This is a genomic window from Thermogemmatispora argillosa (assembly GCF_059696725.1).
The window spans coordinates 571,971-588,972 of sequence record NZ_AP019377.1; the positions used below are offsets into that span (position 1 = coordinate 571,971).

11 protein-coding genes and 2 tRNA genes are annotated in these 17,002 nt (G+C 60.5%); 4 read left to right on the forward strand and 9 right to left on the reverse strand.

The window, feature by feature from the left end; genetic code table 11:
- Positions 1-513 precede the first annotated feature (513 nt).
- The gene (locus AC6H1L_RS02390) at positions 514-981 is read left to right on the forward strand and encodes a tyrosine-type recombinase/integrase (RefSeq protein WP_497599955.1); all 468 of its coding nucleotides are present in this window, start codon (positions 514-516) and stop codon (positions 979-981) included.
- Between the two features lie 50 nt (positions 982-1,031).
- On the opposite strand, the gene AC6H1L_RS02395 is transcribed toward AC6H1L_RS02390, so the two are convergent.
- The 4 genes from AC6H1L_RS02395 to AC6H1L_RS02410 form a co-directional block, all read right to left on the reverse strand.
- Positions 1,032-1,104, reverse strand: a tRNA-Gly gene (locus tag AC6H1L_RS02395).
- A gap of 91 nt (positions 1,105-1,195) precedes the next feature.
- Positions 1,196-1,268 (reverse strand) — tRNA-Pro (locus AC6H1L_RS02400).
- Between the two features lie 231 nt (positions 1,269-1,499).
- Positions 1,500-1,949: a hypothetical protein gene (locus AC6H1L_RS02405; protein ID WP_497599956.1), complete on the reverse strand. Its 450-nt coding sequence runs from the start codon at positions 1,947-1,949 to the stop codon at positions 1,500-1,502.
- A 178-nt stretch (positions 1,950-2,127) separates the two neighbouring features.
- Positions 2,128-2,526 carry a response regulator transcription factor gene (locus AC6H1L_RS02410; RefSeq protein ID WP_497599957.1) on the reverse strand — a complete coding sequence of 133 codons (399 nt, stop codon included), beginning with the start codon at positions 2,524-2,526 and terminating at the stop codon, positions 2,128-2,130.
- 334 nt (positions 2,527-2,860) lie between these two features.
- On the opposite strand from AC6H1L_RS02410, the gene AC6H1L_RS02415 reads away from it, so the two are divergent.
- Positions 2,861-3,850: a GAF domain-containing protein gene (locus AC6H1L_RS02415; protein WP_497599958.1), complete on the forward strand. Its 990-nt coding sequence runs from the start codon at positions 2,861-2,863 to the stop codon at positions 3,848-3,850.
- Positions 3,851-3,983: 133 nt separating this feature from the next.
- Here the strand turns inward: AC6H1L_RS02415 and AC6H1L_RS02420 are convergent, their stop codons facing one another.
- Positions 3,984-5,384, reverse strand: a complete 1,401-nt coding sequence (locus tag AC6H1L_RS02420; protein WP_497599959.1) for a sigma-54-dependent transcriptional regulator — start codon at positions 5,382-5,384, stop codon at positions 3,984-3,986.
- Entirely contained in the window at positions 5,381-7,957 is a 2,577-nt protein-coding gene (locus AC6H1L_RS02425) for a two-component system sensor histidine kinase NtrB (RefSeq protein WP_497599960.1), read from the reverse strand. Before AC6H1L_RS02425 ends, AC6H1L_RS02420 begins: the two co-directional genes overlap by 4 nt.
- A 603-nt stretch (positions 7,958-8,560) precedes the next feature.
- Between AC6H1L_RS02425 and AC6H1L_RS02430 the strand changes: the two genes are divergently transcribed.
- Positions 8,561-9,271, forward strand: a complete 711-nt coding sequence (locus AC6H1L_RS02430; RefSeq protein WP_497599961.1) for a hypothetical protein — start codon at positions 8,561-8,563, stop codon at positions 9,269-9,271.
- Positions 9,272-9,312: 41 nt separating this feature from the next.
- Here the strand turns inward: AC6H1L_RS02430 and AC6H1L_RS02435 are convergent, their stop codons facing one another.
- Positions 9,313-10,608, reverse strand: coding sequence for a cytosine deaminase (locus AC6H1L_RS02435; protein WP_497599962.1), 1,296 nt, complete (start codon positions 10,606-10,608; stop codon positions 9,313-9,315).
- Positions 10,609-10,919: 311 nt separating this feature from the next.
- Positions 10,920-12,299, reverse strand: a complete 1,380-nt coding sequence (locus tag AC6H1L_RS02440) for a purine-cytosine permease family protein (RefSeq protein WP_497599963.1) — start codon at positions 12,297-12,299, stop codon at positions 10,920-10,922.
- A 626-nt stretch (positions 12,300-12,925) separates the two neighbouring features.
- Here AC6H1L_RS02440 and AC6H1L_RS02445 point away from each other — a divergent pair.
- Complete coding sequence (locus AC6H1L_RS02445; RefSeq protein ID WP_497599964.1) at positions 12,926-15,022, forward strand: GAF domain-containing protein; 2,097 nt, start codon at positions 12,926-12,928, stop codon at positions 15,020-15,022.
- A 232-nt stretch (positions 15,023-15,254) separates the two neighbouring features.
- Here the strand turns inward: AC6H1L_RS02445 and AC6H1L_RS02450 are convergent, their stop codons facing one another.
- The gene (locus AC6H1L_RS02450) at positions 15,255-17,000 is read right to left on the reverse strand and encodes an MDR family MFS transporter (RefSeq protein WP_497599965.1); all 1,746 of its coding nucleotides are present in this window, start codon (positions 16,998-17,000) and stop codon (positions 15,255-15,257) included.
- Positions 17,001-17,002: the final 2 nt, after the last annotated feature.

Genomic DNA, 17,002 nt, shown 5'->3' on the forward strand with positions numbered 1-17,002 from the left:
GGGGACGGAAGCGGGATCAGACGGGCACAGCAGGGTCCCCTGAACCGCCTGCCACGGGAACGATTGGGGAACAGACAGGGAAGCATTGGGGAAAATATCCGAGAGCGAGCAAGAGCAGCGGGCTTCCGTAGCTGTGCCGTGAGTTCTCTCTTGAGAAATGAACACTTGCCTCTCTTGCATAATTCTTCTACGTATGCTACGGTGCTGTCCAGCGACGTGGGGAGGAGGCTGCGTCGCCGGGTCCCATGCCATGTCGTCAACAGCTCTCTCTCATGCCTTCCTCTGAAGGCAAAGCGACGACAATCAGCGTCACGGATACCGGCTGGAAGCCGATCTTGCTTCATATGGTCGTCATCTGACTCAGTATGGTCGTCATCTTGCCAACAAGAGAGGAGAAAGCACCCATGCCACTGACGGACCTTCCCGTGCATCCATCTTCGCTGCTGGCCAGACTTTGCCGTCCGGCTACGAGCGGCCAGGGCAGAGCTGGCAGGGAGAGTACCTGGCTTCCTGGTGACGGAGACCAAGACGCACAAAGGCAAGCGTACCATCGTCCTCCCCCCGCTCGTCATTGACACCTTGAAAGCGCACCAGGAACGGCAACTGGAGGCCCGCCGCAAGGCAGGTCCTTGTTGGCAGCAGAAGGATCTGGTCTTCTGCACCCACAACGGAAATTTTCTGACCGATAGCTTTGTGCGCCGCCAGTATTACCAGATCCTGGACGAGGCTGGGTTACCGCGCATCCACTTTCACGATCTGCGGCATAGCACAGCAACGATCCTGCTCGCGCTGGGCGTGCCTATCAAAGTCGTCCAGGAACTGCTAGGCCATAGCCACGTGAACACCACGCTCGGGATCTATGGCCATGTGCTGCCGGGCATGCAAGAGGAAGCCCTGCGGAAACTAGAGAGGGTGTTAAAGGGAGAGAACGCGCAGGACAGCAGAGCAGATTACTGTCAGAATAACTGTCTTGAGCCTTAGCGACGGCCCTCTACTAAAGGGAGGGCCATTCCTGTGGCTTGGGAAAAGGGAGCGGGAGACGGGACTCGAACCCGCGACAGCCTGCTTGGAAGGCAGGTACTCTACCACCTGAGTTACTCCCGCCAATCACGCAACAGCCTGCTAACATACCCTACGAGCGGCTAAGACCAGACTAGCGCAGGGCAAAGAGGGATCAGCGCCAGCACTACAACAATCGGGGTGCGCGGATTTGAACCGCGGACCTCATGGTCCCAAACCATGCGCGCTACCCACTGCGCCACACCCCGCCGGCTGATGGGCTAACCCGCCCGTGCTGCTCACACTCTTTGCCCAGCTCGCTCGCTACGGGCAAGCGCTCACCTACGACTGTGCATTTGAACTATAGCACGGCAACACCTGGCTGTCAAGTGGGATCTTGCCCCTCCGAAGCCACTCCCCCAGACCAGAGCGGCTGGCCAGGCTTCACCAGCCCCTCCCTTCTCTTCCACTCCTCTCATTCTGTTCTGCAGTGTAGCCCTCTATAGATCCCGCTTACGGCGATAACGCAGCTTCAACAGGAAAAGATGCCAGCGAGTGGTAAACCACGACAGCGGATGCGGACGCAAAGAGGACACTTTCCCCCCACCATAAAACCCTGCGGCAGAGTAACGCGGACGCCGCCAGAGCTGGACAACCAGGACCGCTACCAGACAAACCAAACTCACAATCGCCATGATCCCCGTGAAGACCCCAGGGCCTTCCTGAGCATAGGCGAACCCACCCGCGATCAAGGCGGCAATAATACTGAGGAGCAAAAACCACTGAGAAGCATCCAACGTCCAGGCAAAGGCAGGAAACCGCAGGCGCGGCAACGAGAAACGCCACCTACGACCAGCCCGGGAGCGACCGCGGAACCGCGAGCCCTGCGCCTCGCTTTGTTCTAAGTTCCGGAGGATCTCCTCAATCTCGCGCTCATATCTGTTCGGCATGGCTGCTCTGCTTCCTTGAAGGAACTTGCCAAAAACGCCCCTGTTGATAATGATACCAACTTCTCCGCCAACCCGCAAGGTCACAGCCGGCTTGCTCACTCCCGTGTATTCAAGCTCAGCTCGGCCTCCTCTTCCTCCCTCACCCCACCCCATCCAGGCAGCCACCCCATCATCTCATCTACCGCACCTCACCCCACTCCGCCTCACACGAGCGAACGCGGAAGAGACCCTTGACTTTCTCCACCAATTCCAAGGGATGGAAAGGCTTGGTAATATGGTCCGCCGCCCCTAGATCCACACTGATCCGCTCGTAGATATGCTCTGCATGGGCCGTCATAATAATTACCGGTATCTGACGCATGGCCGGATCGCGACGCAAGCGATTGAAGATCTGGTAGCCGTCTAACCCCGGCATCATGACATCGAGAATGATCAGATCCGGCTTCTCCACTGCCAGGAGCGCCGCGAGCTGCCTGCCGTCTGCCGCAGTGACAACCTCAAAGCCATTGCGACTCAGGACAAAGGTGATAATCTCGCGCGTCTCCTTATCATCATCAACCACAATAATGCGTTTCATTTTCTGCCTGCCTCTCCCAGACCCTCCCCCTGGCACACCAGTAGGGCTAATGCAACGCACGCCGATGCCTGCGGATAGATAGATAAGCGTCGTAGACTTCACAACTGTCCCCACCTTACAGTATAGTCTCTGATGGAAGAGCTACCCAGAAGACCACTGAGCATGCTTCGTCTGACACAAGCAGACAGCTGATTATTACAAGGGCGCGCCCATCCTCGCGAGAAGACAGAATCGAAACCGGCGTCTTCTGGTTGACTCTGCCTGTTTCCTCTGTTATCATATGCCAGAAGAGCATCAATACAGGAACAGAGAGTAGGAGTCTGAGGGGGCGAGTATGAGCGTGAGCGAATCCCCGTCCTGGCAGTCCGTCTTGCAGCGGCTTATCCGCACGACGCCCGAGCGCCAGCGCCTCGCAACAGCGCTCGGCGTGACTTCTATGACGCTTTCCCGCTGGGCGAACGGCGAGTCAAGACCTCATCGCTCCCACTTAATCCGCCTCGTCCAGGCCGTTCATCCCCAGTACCGACAAGAGCTGCTGGAAGCCCTGCGCCGCAGCTTTCCCGATATCGATACGCTCCTGCGCGAGAGCGCCGTCGAACAGGTACCCTCGGAGTTCTTCGCCCAGGTGCTCAGCGCCCGTACGACTACCATCGAGTCGCTGCGCTTCTGGCAGATCGGTGAGATGGTGCTACGCCAGGCCCTGGCCCAGCTCGATCCCAACCACCTCGGGATGTCGATCACCCTGATCCAGTGCATGCCTCCTCACCCCGATGGCAAGATCCGCAGCCTGCGCGAGCGCATGGGCAAAGGTACCCTCCCCTGGACCGCCGATCTGGAACAGATGGCCCTCTTTCTAGGGATGGAATCGCTGGCCGGCTACGTAGTGGAGTCGGGACGCGTCCAGAGCATCGAGGATCTGCGTAAGTACCACCTCGTCCCCGCCTATCAGAGCGAGTTCGAGATTAGTGCCGCCGCTCATCCTATCTGGCTCGGAGGCCGCGTCGCCGGCTGTTTGCTGGCTTCGAGCACCGAGGTCGGCTATTTCTCTCAGCAACGCATGAGTTTACTGGCGATCTTTAGCGATCTGGCTTCGCTGGCCTTCGACCCCAGCGAGTTCTACGCCCCTTCGCAGATCGAGCTGCGCCCGATGCCCTCCCCGGAGAAGCAGCGTCCGATTCTGGCCACCTTTCGCCAGCGCGTGGCCCGGCTACAGTACCAGCGGCGGCTCTCGAACGCCGAAGCCGAGCGAGAAGCCTGGCGCGAGATCGAGGAGGAATTACTGCGTCTGGGCGAGCAGGAGAACGAAACGCTCCTCTCTCCTTAAGCCCGCTCGGGCTTCCTCCCCCCACCGGTCTCGCTCGACGTTCTTCCCCCAGCGGGCAGCCCGGCGCCAGGTATTCCCTCTGAGTAAACCCGCCGCGCCCCTTTCAGGGAGTGTCCTGCTTTTCTCTCCGCCCCTACTCGATGCCATGTTTGCGCATCAGGTAGCGAAGCTGATCGACCTTGCCCATCCCCAGTAGCTCCGCCGCACGTGTGCGGTTATGCCCCGCCTCTTGCAACGCCTGCCGAATGAAATAGCGTTCTACGCGCTCGACGATGCGCTCCAGCGGCAAGGACTGCGCCGGATGGCTGGCAAGCCACTCCTCCCAGGGATCAGAGGTCTCACGCTGACGGCTCTCGCTGTAGCCAACGATTTCCTGGGGCAGATGGGCCGGCTGGATCTCATCACCGCTACTGAGAATCATGGCGCGCTCAATGACGTTCTTGAGTTCACGTACGTTGCCCGGCCAGCTGTAGGCCAGCAAGAGACGCTGCGCCTCGGGCGAGATGCGGCGGACGTTGCGCCCCAGCGACTTGTTGAAGTCCTCAACAAAGCGCGAGGCGAAGAGCAAGATGTCCCCCGGACGTTCACGTAACGGCGGCAGGTTGATCTGCATGACCGCCAAACGATAGAAGAGGTCGCGGCGAAAGGTCCCCTCTGCCATCGCCTTCTGCAGGTCGCGGTTGGTAGCCGCGATCACTCGTACGTTGATTTTGACTTCTTTGCTCCCTCCCAGACGGAAGAAGGAGCGCGTTTCGAGGACACGCAGCAGCTTGGCCTGCATGTCAAGCGGCATTTCTCCGATTTCGTCAAGGAAGAGCGTCCCTCCGTCGGCCAGCTCTAGCAAGCCACGTTTCTGCTTGCGCGCATCAGTAAAAGCATATGGCTCGTAGCCAAAGAGTTCGCTCTCTAGGAGGTTATGAGCGATAGCTGCGCAGTTAAGCGGCTGGAATGGTCCAGCGGCTCGCGGACTTTGCTCGTGGATGGCGTGAGCAACTACCTCTTTGCCCGTGCCACTCTCGCCAGTGATGAGGACTGAGGCGGTGTCGCTGCGGGCTACGCGGGCTACCATTTCAAAGACCTGACGCATGCGCTCGCTATGGCCCACGATGTAGTTGAAGTGGTAGTTGTCGCTGCGCTCGCGCCGCAGTTGGCGCAGCTCGCGATACATGGCGCTGGTCTCCAGGGCCCGCTGGACAACAAGCAGCAGCTCCTCAAGATCGAAGCCTTTGAGCAGGTAATCGGAGGCCCCTAGCTTCATGGCCTCGACAGCACTGCGGACGTCTCCATAGGCAGTCAACATGATTACCGGTAGCTCAGGCTCGCTGGCCCTGATGCGCTTGAGTACCTCCAGTCCGCTGAGGCCTGGCAAACGCAGGTCCAAGAGGACAAGGTCAACCGAGCACTGTTGAATGATTCGCAGCCCGGCCTCGCCCTCGGCTACTGTCTCGACCTCGTAGCCATGCCTGCCAAGGTAGCGCGCAATTTGGTGCGGCAGATGTGGCTCATCGTCGATGATGAGGATCAGCATGCTCATGTCGTCTGTGGTCTCCCGCTTGTTGGTTCTGTGGTCTGTGACTCAGGCTCGCTCTCGCCCTCGCGGACATCGCTCGTGGACGCCAGCGGCAGGCGGATGGTGAAGGTGGCCCCATAGCCTAGGCGACTCTCAACGCTGATTTGCCCATGATGGCTTTCGATGAGGCGCTGCGTAATGGCAAGGCCCAGGCCAATTCCATGCGCTTTGGTAGTGAAGAAAGGCTGGAAAATAAGGTCAAGCTGCTCAGGTGGAATACCTATTCCTGTGTCGCTGATTGCTAATTCTAGCCATTCATATTGCTCTTGTGCTATATAACTTCTTTCGCTGTCTGTAACCCTCACCCGCGGTAAGACATAGCCAGCACTGGTCCCCGGCTGCGACCGCTGGACGACTTGGGCGGAGACGGTGAGTATCCCTCCCTCGGGCATGGCTTGGATGGCATTGGTGTAGAGATTGAAAAGGACTTGTTCCATTTGTTCCATATCGGCTAAGACAATGGCTCGCCGGCGCTGCTGCGATGGCTGCAGGAGATCGCGCTGATAGACGCGATGCACAACAATGCCGGCTTCAGTGAGACAGGGCTGCAGCGTCTGCAGCACGTGCTCATTGAGGGCAATGAGGTCACAGGGTACACGGTGCAGTTGGCGCGGCTTGGCAAACAGGAGTAGTTCGCGTACGATGTTGTCTAGCCGCTCGACTTCTTTGAGGACAACAGCGATCGATTCCTGGGCCCCGCGGTGCTCTTCAAGCGGGGCTGTCTGGCCGCTCCACTCTCCTCCAACCTCGGGAGTTTCAGCCGCTTCACGCCTGATGAGCCGCTCCAGGTCGTCCATGAGCATTTGCATGGTGATTTTGATAGAGGCCAAGGGGTTGCGTACCTCGTGGGCAACGCTGGCCGCCATCTTGCCCAGGGAGGCCAGCTCGTCTAGCCGCCGCTTCTCTTCTTGGAGCCGGTGCATGGAGGTGACATCGCTGAAGGTGAGCAGGGTCCCGATCGGCTGCCCTCGATCGTTGCAGAGCGGCTGCCAGGTCATGTCAAGGACAAGATCTTGCCCCTGCCGATCGCGGGTGATCAGTGTCTCGTGATAGGCAGAGGGGGCGCGTTGGCCTGGACCTGGACCGTCAGGCCCGGATGGCTGGGCTTCTCGCAGGGCCTGGGGGTTCTTGAGCGGCAAGATCTTGTGCACCGGCTGCCCCAGCGCTTCATAAGGATGATAGCCCAGAATGAGCGAGGCGGCCCGATTAAAGGTAGTGATCTGGCCACTGAGATCTATGGTCATCAATCCGCTGGGAATGCTCTCCAGGATCAGCTCTTTGAGACGCTGGTCGTCAAGGACCTGGCGCAGCAGCTTGCGCGCTTCGTTGCGCGCCTCGATGACTTCGGTCATGAGATGGATATTTTCAAGGGCAGCACTGGCCTGGCTGGCCAGAACTTGCAGCATCATGAGTTCGACATGGCGCACTTTCCAGGGCCGATAGGTGGCCCCTACCAGCAGGCCGAGTACTCGTGGCTCTCTTTCTTCAGCGCCGCAGAGCCGCCCACGTCGCCCAGGGTCACCGCCACTGATGAGCGGGAGGGCGATAAAGGTGTTGATGCTGCTGGGCAGATGGCTGAGGTAGTCGGCGGTTCGTGGGCTGCCCGGGCGTTCGATCAGCAGCGGCGTGGGATGCCTCCCCTGCTCACGAGCATAGCGAAAGAGGGCTTCGCTCAGCGCCGCGCTGATCCAGGGCGCCTGCCTGCTCAGCGGCGGCGGGAGGAGCAGGTCACAGAGATCCAGCGGCGCGATTTCTCGACAGCGCTGCATGATGATGGTGCAGAGGCGTTCAAAATCGTGTACGGCGCTGTTAATCTGGCTGCCAATGCTGTTGAGTAACGAGAGTTCATGGATACGCTCGCGGTCCCTCTCTAGAAGCAGGGTGTTTTCGAGCAGCATGGCGCAGACGCCGGCCACAGCTTCAAGGACGCGCATCTCTTCTTCGCTCCAATAGGCTGGAAGGCGCTGGCTGTGGCCTCCTGCGAGAGCGCGCTCAGCCGCCTCAACGCTGAGCGCCCCCTGCTCACTCTTAGTCTCGGCCTCGCCGCCGCGAATGGCGACGAGAACGCCGGTGGCGCGCTGCCGGTAGATGAGAGGCACTGCTACAAGCTGCGGCCTCCCTTCGCCCGCCGGAGCCGTGGCAACCTGCCGCAGTCTCCAGGCTCGCGCTTCAGGCCGCTCGCTGTTGAGATCGATCGGGTTGATCTGGGCCACCGCTAGCAGGGAGGTCGACCAGCCTGGTCGATCGTCAAACGTGCCAGAGACAAATTGGAGTGTCTCGCCAATGCGCTTGTAGAGAAGAACGTGTCGGCTTCTCAGCAGCGAAGCTAGCCTGCGCGGCAGATTGTCCTGCAGTACCCGGTAGTCGCCGATAGCGCTGAATTCGTCAAGGATGGTCGTGACGAGCGCGGGCGCGCTCAGTGGCGCCAGGGCCGAGAGGGCCTCTCCCTCTTCCACGACGCTAGCTTTTTCTCCTTTCTCCGCCGCGCTGGACTGCTGTGATGCGAAGATCCCCGAATCATGCTCTGCAGTACGCATGCTTCCCCCCTTCTCCTGACCGCTCCAGTTCGCTGCGCCCCCGTCGAGCTGCGCTTGTCGGCCTTCTGCCCCGCTGAGTGCTCATTTGTGGCTTCTCTTTCCTGACCACTCGACACCTCTTCCACTCTCTGTGCAACCTGCCTGGCGTTGTCGCGTGCAAGGCTCTCCGGACAGCCCTCCGCACCCGCTACCGCCAGGCCCTCTCCAGGCTGCTCCCCCCGCCGGCTATCCCCTCGCTGGCCGCTCGCTCCGTTTCCCGGCAGCCTTCTCTCTTGATCCTCTCTCCTGTTTTCTACTATAGCAGATGCTAGCCTATTTTGCACCTGTCATTGGTCATGTCTGAAAATATTGCCATTATCTCTGCCTGGCTTCCTTCCTCTCACACTACTATTATGACTGATCATTCATAATCTTGTGTAAAAATGGAAATACGATCGAGGTCTATCCTTGTGCCGCGAAATAGCCTCCATAGTCAGAGGAAGAGCGTACGAAGGGATAGGGCTTGCCAGCAGGTGGCAACTTCGCTACCCTGATAGGCAAGCGCTAACCGCACTGCGCCGATGGAAGCAGCGTTAAGATAACAAGGCATGAAGGGGGAAAACAATGGAGGAAGAGCACGACAAACCGCACGGAGTGCCGGGCCCTCAGCGAGTCGAAGGGGAGCAAAGGCAGACCGAGGGGCCAAGCAAGATTGCACCGCGCTGGCTGGCGCTGATCGCCGCCTTGCTCTGCGGCTTCCTCTACGCCATTTTGCCCCCCTGGCTGACTCTCGGGCCCAATTGGCTCCCGCTGACCCTGGAGGGGATCATTGCCGCTGTGGTCGTCGCCTTCAGTTTGCTGGCGCGGTTGGGAGGGCAACCGCTCCCTCACCGTCTGCTGCGCCGCCTCGCCCTGGGATTGTTGGCGATCGTCACTCTGGCTCTTGGCAGCGCCGTGGCCCTGCTTATTTTCAATTTGCCGCGCGACACCCGGGCCGACGTGCTGCTGCGGGCCGCTGCCCTGCTCTGGGTCTCCAACATTCTGGTTTTTGCCCTCTGGTATTGGGAGGTCGACGGTGGGGGACCTGTGGGACGCCACCGGCGGGGCCACCGCGCAGTCGACTTTCTTTTTCCTCAGCAGGCCGGCGGCAATAGCGGCGGCTGGGTGCCACACTTTCTCGACTATCTGTTTCTCGCTTTCACCACTGCCACCGCTTTTAGCCCGACCGACACCATGCCGCTGACGCGCCGTGCCAAAACCCTCATGATGCTGGAGGCCCTGCTTTCCCTGCTTGTGCTGGCAATCCTGGCGGCGCGCGCTATTAATATCCTTTAACGCTCAGCTTGGCCCGGCCTCTCTACCAGAGAGCGATCAGCTCAGCTAGACGGGGGGCGAAAAGTCACTTCGCGGCCCTCGCTCTCACCGCTGCGGCGAAGGAGGCTGCGCGCCGGCGTCGTGGTCGCTATCTCGCGTCCCGCTTTGAAGACGTGCAGGCGCGCTGGCAAGAGGCGCAGGGCCTCAAAGGCTGAGGGGGCATCGAGAATCACAAAATCGGCGGGCTTCCCCTCCTCAATGCCGTAGCGCTCCTCGATGCGTAAGACGCGGGCCGCGTTGGTAGTGATCAGGTCCAGCACGGTATTCATCTCTTCATAGCCACTCATATGGCAGAGCAAGAGGGCGAGCTGGGCGGCGGCCAGCATATCACCACGTCCAAGCGGGAACCAGGGGTCCATAATCGAGTCGTGGCCCAGAGCGACCGTTACGCCGGCTTCTAGCAGCTCCTTGATGCGAGCCAGGCCGCGGCGCTTCGGATAGGTATCAAAGCGCCCCTGTAGCACGACGTTATCGAAGGGATTGGCGATTACATTGACACGGGCGCGCGCCAGCAAGCGCAAAAGCTTGAAGGCATAGGCATTATCGTATGAGTGCATGGCCGTGCAGTGGCTGGCCGTCACTCGTCCCTGCCAGCCAGCGCTGAGCGCCTCTGCCGCCATGACCTCCGTAAAGCGCGACTGCGGGTCATCGGTTTCATCGCAGTGACAGTCAATGTCGCGATTGAACTCGCGCGCCAGGGCGAAAGCGTAACGCACATCTTCCACTCCCAGGTCGCGCGTCCACTCGTAGTGCGGGATGCCGCCGACCAGATCACACCCTAACTCCAGGGCACGGCGCATCAGCTCTGGACCGTCGGGGAAGGAGAAAATACCATCCTGGGGAAAGGCCACAAGTTGAAGCTCGCAGATGTCTCGTACTTCTTCACGCACTTCGAGCAGCGCACGCAGGGCCGTCAACGAAGGATCACAGACATCGACATGGCTGCGAATGTAGAGCGTGCCCTGTGCGACCTCCCAGCGAATGGCTTCCAAAGCACGGCGCTTGACGTCCTCATGGCTGAGGCTCGGCTTGCGTTCGCTCCAGATCTGAATGCCTTCTAGCAGGGTACCGCTGCTGTTGTAGCGCGGCTGACCGACAGTCAGGACAGCGTCAAGGTGGACATGGGCATCGATAAAAGGCGGCGAGACCAGCCGGCCCGCGGCATCGATCTCGCGGGCAGCGCTTTCCTTGGACAGCTCCGGTGCAATGCGCACAAAGCGTCCATCTTGTATTGCGATATCAACAAGCGTATCTCTGCGATGGAGGCGCGCATGGCGCACCAGTAAATCGTAAGGCATGGTTCTTCCTTCTTCGGTACGTGTGCGATGGCACGAATCCGCGTGAGCGCTGCGGGCGCGGAGCGCTACGGCAGCAGCCAGAGCAGAGCGATAGCCCATGAGCCAAGTGAGCCTGCTCTGCGACCAGCGTCGCCCGCTAGAGAGGGAGGCCCAAGGGGGCAGGTGACCGTGATTCCTCTGCCACCTGCCCCTGAGCCTGACGAAGCCAGGTGAGGCCAACACCGCTAGCAGGCCGTGACGTGAGCGGCAAAGAATACTGCTCACTCACTCAAGGCAGTGGGAAGGCCTTCTCTGGCTTGCTCGCTGGCCGCTTAGCGCCCATTGCGACGCAGCTCAATGGGGCGCAGGAGCAGATAGGCGATGGCCGCCAGGGCGATGCCCAGCTCGAAGCCGATATCCATCCCATAGGGCGGATTGACCAGCTTTGCCAGCGGGCCAACATAGTAGACCTGCGCCGCCCCCAGGGCCACGCCAACGAGTCCAATGACCAGCGCTACCAGGGCTGCCCAGCCAACCGGCAGCTTCTCGGGCGTGTTCCAGTCGTCGACGTTGTAGACGCCATGCCGGAAAACAAAGTGCTCGAGGATTAGAATGATCGACCAGGGACCAAGCCAGTAGGCGATCAGCAGCAGGAAATTCTCCAGTGTCTGGTTGAAGTTCTGAGCGGCGGGCAGGGCGATAGCCACGTAGATGACTGCGCCGATCAGGGTCCAGACAGCGCGCGGCACGCGCTGCAGCGATTTACCAACCACCTGGATCGAGAGACCAAGGCTGTAGTCGTTGGGGATATTGTTCGCCACGACGCTGAGGGCCAGCAGGACCAGCAGGAAGGTGCCGAAACCACCCAGGGGCTGCAGCACTCCCGCCAGCAGCTCGCCGCCACTCTTGGGAACCCAGCTCGTCAAGAGCATGCCCAGGGTCTCCAGGACCACACAAGGCAGGAAGACCCCCAGGAAGGTCAGCCAGAAAACACGGCTGGCTGGCGTCTCCTCCGGTTGGCGAACGTTGTAATCAGCGGCGTAGGAACTCCAGCCGGTGGCGAAGCCGTAGACAGCACCCCCGAAGGAGATCAGCGAGGCAAACCAGGCCGCGCTCACCGCCGGCATCGGTACGATTTTCATGTGCGGCGCCGCTACCACCGTGATGATGGCGAAGATGATCGCCATCGGAATCCAGGCAAAGCGCTCGTAGCGATGGACGTAGCGGTAGCCGTAGATACTGACCACCGTGGTCAGGAGCGCGATGACCAGGATACCTGCCCAGCGCGGGACCGCGCCATTGCTCAGGGCCGCCACCAACTGGCCGCCGACAATGACATTGACCGCCGACCAGCCAATACAGGCCGCGACATTGAAAAGGGCCATCACAATCCCACCAACCCAGCCAAAAGAGAAGCGCGAGATCGTCATCTGGCGCAGGCCAAGCTTGGGTCCGAGCGTCGAGAAGAAGGCAACGGGAAGCACGCCCAGGGCATTAAAGATCACGATCGCGGCCAGGCCATCCCAGAAGCCCAGGCCAAAGACCAGGTTGGCCAAAGCCCCGACCGCTACCGTGGAGATCACCAGGTTGGCCGAGAGCCACATGGTGAAATTGTCAAAGATACGCACATGAGTGCGAGCAGTGGGGGCCACCCGTTCAATGCCGTGGATCTCTATGCCCCGTTCTTCAGGAATAGTGACGATGTCAGACATACTGCTATCTCCTGGAGAAAAACTAGTGGGACGCTCCTCGTTCGCTCACGTGCGAGTTTCATGCGCCGAAAAGGGCCGTCATCCTCGACCTTCCTCGCTCGCGTTGCGCCATTCCACCGCAGGAGGCACCCTGGGAGAACCTTGCGTTGGGCGGCATTCAGCATGGATAAGAGGTGTCTGGAAGAGTGCTAGCTGAACCACCTGGCCACCTCTCCGGAGCGTACGAAGGATGAGCTAATTCCAGTTGTATTATACCAGCATTGCCGCCCCCCTGTCACGGTCTCCTGGCTGTTCGCCTGCCAAGGCCACCAGGCTCCAGACGGCCTCTCTCTCGCTTGCCTCGGGTCAGGGTCTGTAAAAAAGCCATAAATGCTCATGGGCAGTTCTGACCAGGGAAAGGAGTCCGCTACCCTAGACGCACCTCCCATCGAGTAGTTACAATGCACACATATAGACATCATACAGCTAGCAGCTGCAAGCTGGCGAGCGCGTTGACTGCTAGGGGCGGGGCGGGCGGATAGGCAGCCAGGGAAGGCATCAGGGGACATGAGGGGGGCTTAGGTGCGCTCGCCAGGGGGTATGCAGCAGCAGCAGCAGCAGCTATCTTTGCCATTCAGGAGGTCGGCATGGTATCCCGAACGGCCCCGGCTCGCGCCGGGAGTAAACGTCAGGCGGAGCAGGAGAGCTGTGAGCTGGAGGAGCTGCGGCGGGAAAACAGCCGGCTGCGCGAGGCCCTGGCGACCAAGTCGCAAGAGTATGCCCTTCTCAATGAGATTATCGCCGCCGTTGGCTCAACGCTCAAGCTTGACGAGATCTTGCAGCGCCTTGTCGATGCCATCGTGCGCGCCGTCTCCTGCCACGCCGCGTTTCTCTACCTCTATGATCCTGAACGCGAGCGCCTCGTGTTGGCCAGCGCCAGTGAGCCGTATGCCCGCTTTGTCGGCAAGATCGAACTGGCCCTGGGCCAGGGCATTGCCGGCTGGGTGGCGACGACGTTGGAGCCGGTCATCCTCAAGGAACAGGCCCGCAGCGATCCCCGCTTCTATGTGGTGCCGGAACTGGATCGCGAAGAGTTCCAGTCGGTGATGACTGTGCCCATTGTGAGCCGCGAGCGCCAATTAATCGGGGTGCTCTCGATGAATACCGCCGCGCCAGCGACCTTCAATGAGGAGCAGCAGCGCTTTGTCTGCAACACGGCGGCGCTGGTCGCCGGTGCCATCGAGAATGCACGGCTCTATGAGCATACGCGGCGCAAGCTGAATATTTTGACCAGCCTCTCAGTGCTGAGTCAGACCATCAGTTCCGGCCTCTACCTCGATGAGATGCTGCGCTCGCTGGCTGCTCTGACGGCCCAGATCATGGAGGCCGATCTGTGCGTGATTATGCTGGTGGATCAGGCGCGTGGACGCCTGACGGTGCGCGCCGTGGCTTCGGGTCTGACTGAGCGTGAGCATCCGCTGCTGCAAGCCTGCGATGGGGAGCGCTCAACTCAGGAGATGTCGCGCGAGGGCGGCGGGAGCCTCCCTGCTGTTGGCTGTCCAGCCGTTTTGAGTGGGCTGGTGTCGCCTGCAGCGACCGCCTCGGGCAATCTCGATAGCGCTCTCGGCCTCCAGAGTGGAGACTATCAGGCGCTGAGCTTCGAGGGCTTCAATCCTCTGAAGGATGGTCAACATCGGACGCTGCTCTCAGCCCCTCTGGTGTCGGGCACCGAGCATCTGGGCCTGATTAATTGCTATTTTCGCAAGGCCCGACGCCCTAGCCCCGAGGATCAGGCCCTCCTCAGTACGATCGCTAATCAGGCCGCCATCGCCGTCAAGAATAGCCAGTTGGTCGATCTGCTGACTCAGAAAAATCTCGTCAAGGCCTTCTTCGATGAGCTGCTCGCCGGCGCTTACGAGTCGGAGGAGGCCCTGAAGCAGCGCGCAAAGTTGCTCGGCTGCGACTTGGAGCGACCCCATACGGTCGTCCTCTTCGAGTTGCTTCCCGCCGAGGGCGGCGCCAGCGGCAATCCACGCCCGGCTCTGAGCGAGGAAGAGCGCCAGACAGCCTATAAGCGAACCTGTAGTCTCATCCGGCGCCGCTTGCACGATGCTTATCCCGGCTCGTTGCTCCATGAACAGGAACGGACCCTGACCTGCCTGGTGCGCCTGTCTCAGGAGGAGAGCAGCCAGAGGCGCGCCTCTTCTTCTTCTATCAGCCTTAACCCCTCCTGGAACGCTCGCTTGAAAAGCTGGCTGCGCGAGCTGGTCCATCAGATCCATCAGGAACAGCCGCTGCGCGCCTCCGTCGGCATTGGCAATCCCTGTCAGCAGCTCGCCGATTACCGCCGCAGCGCCGCCGAGGCTCGCGAGGCTCTGCAGATGGGCCGCAGCCTCAACGGCGACGGTGGCGTGACCCACTTCAATGATTTGGGGATCTACCGCTATTTGTATAAAATCGCCCGGATGGACGATCTGCGCGATAGCTATCAGGATCAGATCGCGCGCATCGCCCACTACGATCGCCGCAAGGGCACCGACCTGCTTTCTACCCTGGAAACCTACCTGGAATGCGCCGGCAACTTGACGAAAACAGCCAGTCGTCTTTTTATTCATAGAAATACTTTGATACAGCGCCTGGAACGCCTGCAATCGCTGTGTGATGTCGATCTGCAGGACCGCAGCAACTGGCTCAGTCTGCAAGTGGCCATCAAGGTCTATAAGTTGCGCAACAACGTGCTTTAGCAGGCTCGGCTCGGCTCGGCTCGGACTGGGCTGGCCTGGTGCAGAGCGCGCTCTGCGCCAGGCTACGTCGTTCAGATCAGAAGAGAGGGGACCGCAAAGGCATCAGTAGAGTAGAGCACAGGAGCGTCAGGCCAAGCAAGAGAGGGCGCAAGCGGGCCGCTCCCGCTTCGCCCTCTCTTGTACCGATGAGGGGAAGACACCGGTAAGGCAAGACAAGAAGAGAAGGAGACTCTCAGATCAAGCCGACCAGCTCGCCGGCTTCGGGAGCCGGCGCCTCTTCGCCCTGGCCCGCGTCCTGCGACTGAGGGCGCCGCCGGTCGCGCAGCTTGATCTCCTTCAGGAAGAATACGGCGACCAGCGCCACCACCATCAGCGCGAAGCTCAGCACAAAGACATTGTGGATACCCTGAGCCAGCCCCGTCTTGACCGCCTCCAGAATCGTCGCCAGCAACTGCTGTCCCTGGGGACCAAAGGCCGCCGCGGCGTGCTGCATCTGCTGGCGTGCATCATCCGAGAGCAGGACCTCTGGATTATTGAAGACCGACAGGAAGCGCGCCGGTACTACCTGCTTGACCAGCGCTGGCAGCGCTTGATCAAAGGCCGGCTGATAGGCTGAGGTCATGATCGACCCCATCGCTGCCAGCCCGACGGTTGCCCCAATCTGGCGGAAAAAGACCAGCGACGAGGTCGCCTGGCCGATCTTATGCACCGGCACGGCATTTTGCACCACTAGCGTATAGAGCGACATGCCGAAGCCCATCCCCAGGCCCAAGACCAGCATAGCGACCAAGACATCCGTATTGGTCGAATGGACATCCAGACGCGTCAGCAAGTAAGACCCGACCACGCTGATGGCCATCCCCGTGATGGCAATCCATTTGTATTTGCCAATGCGGGAAACAAGCTGACCGGAGAGGACGCTGCCGGCCACCGAGGTAAGCATCAGCGGCGTCAGAATCAAGCCGCTATTGGTTGCCGTCGTTCCCACGACGCCCTGGACAAAGAGCGGGATGAAGTACACGCTTCCAAAGAGGCCCATGCCGAAGATGACCGTTACAATCGTGCTCACCGTAAAGATGCTATTTTTAAACAAACCAGGCTCAATAATGGGCTGGCCCTGACGGCGCTCCAGGCGGGCCTCATAGAGGAGGAAAGCGGCCAGGAAGACGACCGCAGCCGTCAATAGTCCGATAATTTGCGGCGAAAGCCAGTCATACTGATTGCCAGCCAGCGAGAAACCGAGCAGCAGCGGCAGGGCACCCAGCACCAGCAGCACGGCGCCCAGGTAGTCGATCGAGACCTGGCGGTTTTTGCCGCGCAGGGCCGGCATCAAGAAGATCAACACCAGCAGGGCCACAAGCCCGATGGGCAGATTGACATAGAAGACCCAACGCCAGCTTGTATTCTGGGTGATCCAGCCGCCCAGGGTAGGACCGATAATCGAGGACAGTCCCCAGATGGCCCCCGTCAGCCCCTGCCACTTACCGCGTTCGCGCGGCGTAAAAAGGTCGCCGACGATGGCCATCGCGATCGGCAAGAGCGCGCCGGCTCCCAGGCCCTGGAAGGCGCGGAAGGCGATCAACTGGTTCATCGACTGGGCTGCCCCCGAGAGGGCCGACCCAAGGAGAAAGACCACGACCCCGAACAAGAAAATCGGCTTGCGGCCCACCAGGTCCGAGAGCTTGCCATAGATCGGCACCATCACTGTCGAGGCCAGCAGGTAGGCTGTCGAGACCCAGGTATAGCGGTCGAAGCCCTGCAGCTCAGCAATGATGTGGGGCATGGCCGTTGAGACGATCGTCTGATCCAGCGAGGCCAGCAGCATCACCATCAATACACCGGCCATCGTCAGCGCCGTCTCGCGCACCGAAAAGCGCGGCTGTTCGACTGCTGCCGTGGTGCTGGCTGCGCCGCTCCCCGCCGGAGCGGGCCGCTCCGTCACGGGGCCAGAGCCAGCCGAAGGCGTCATTGAATCCATAA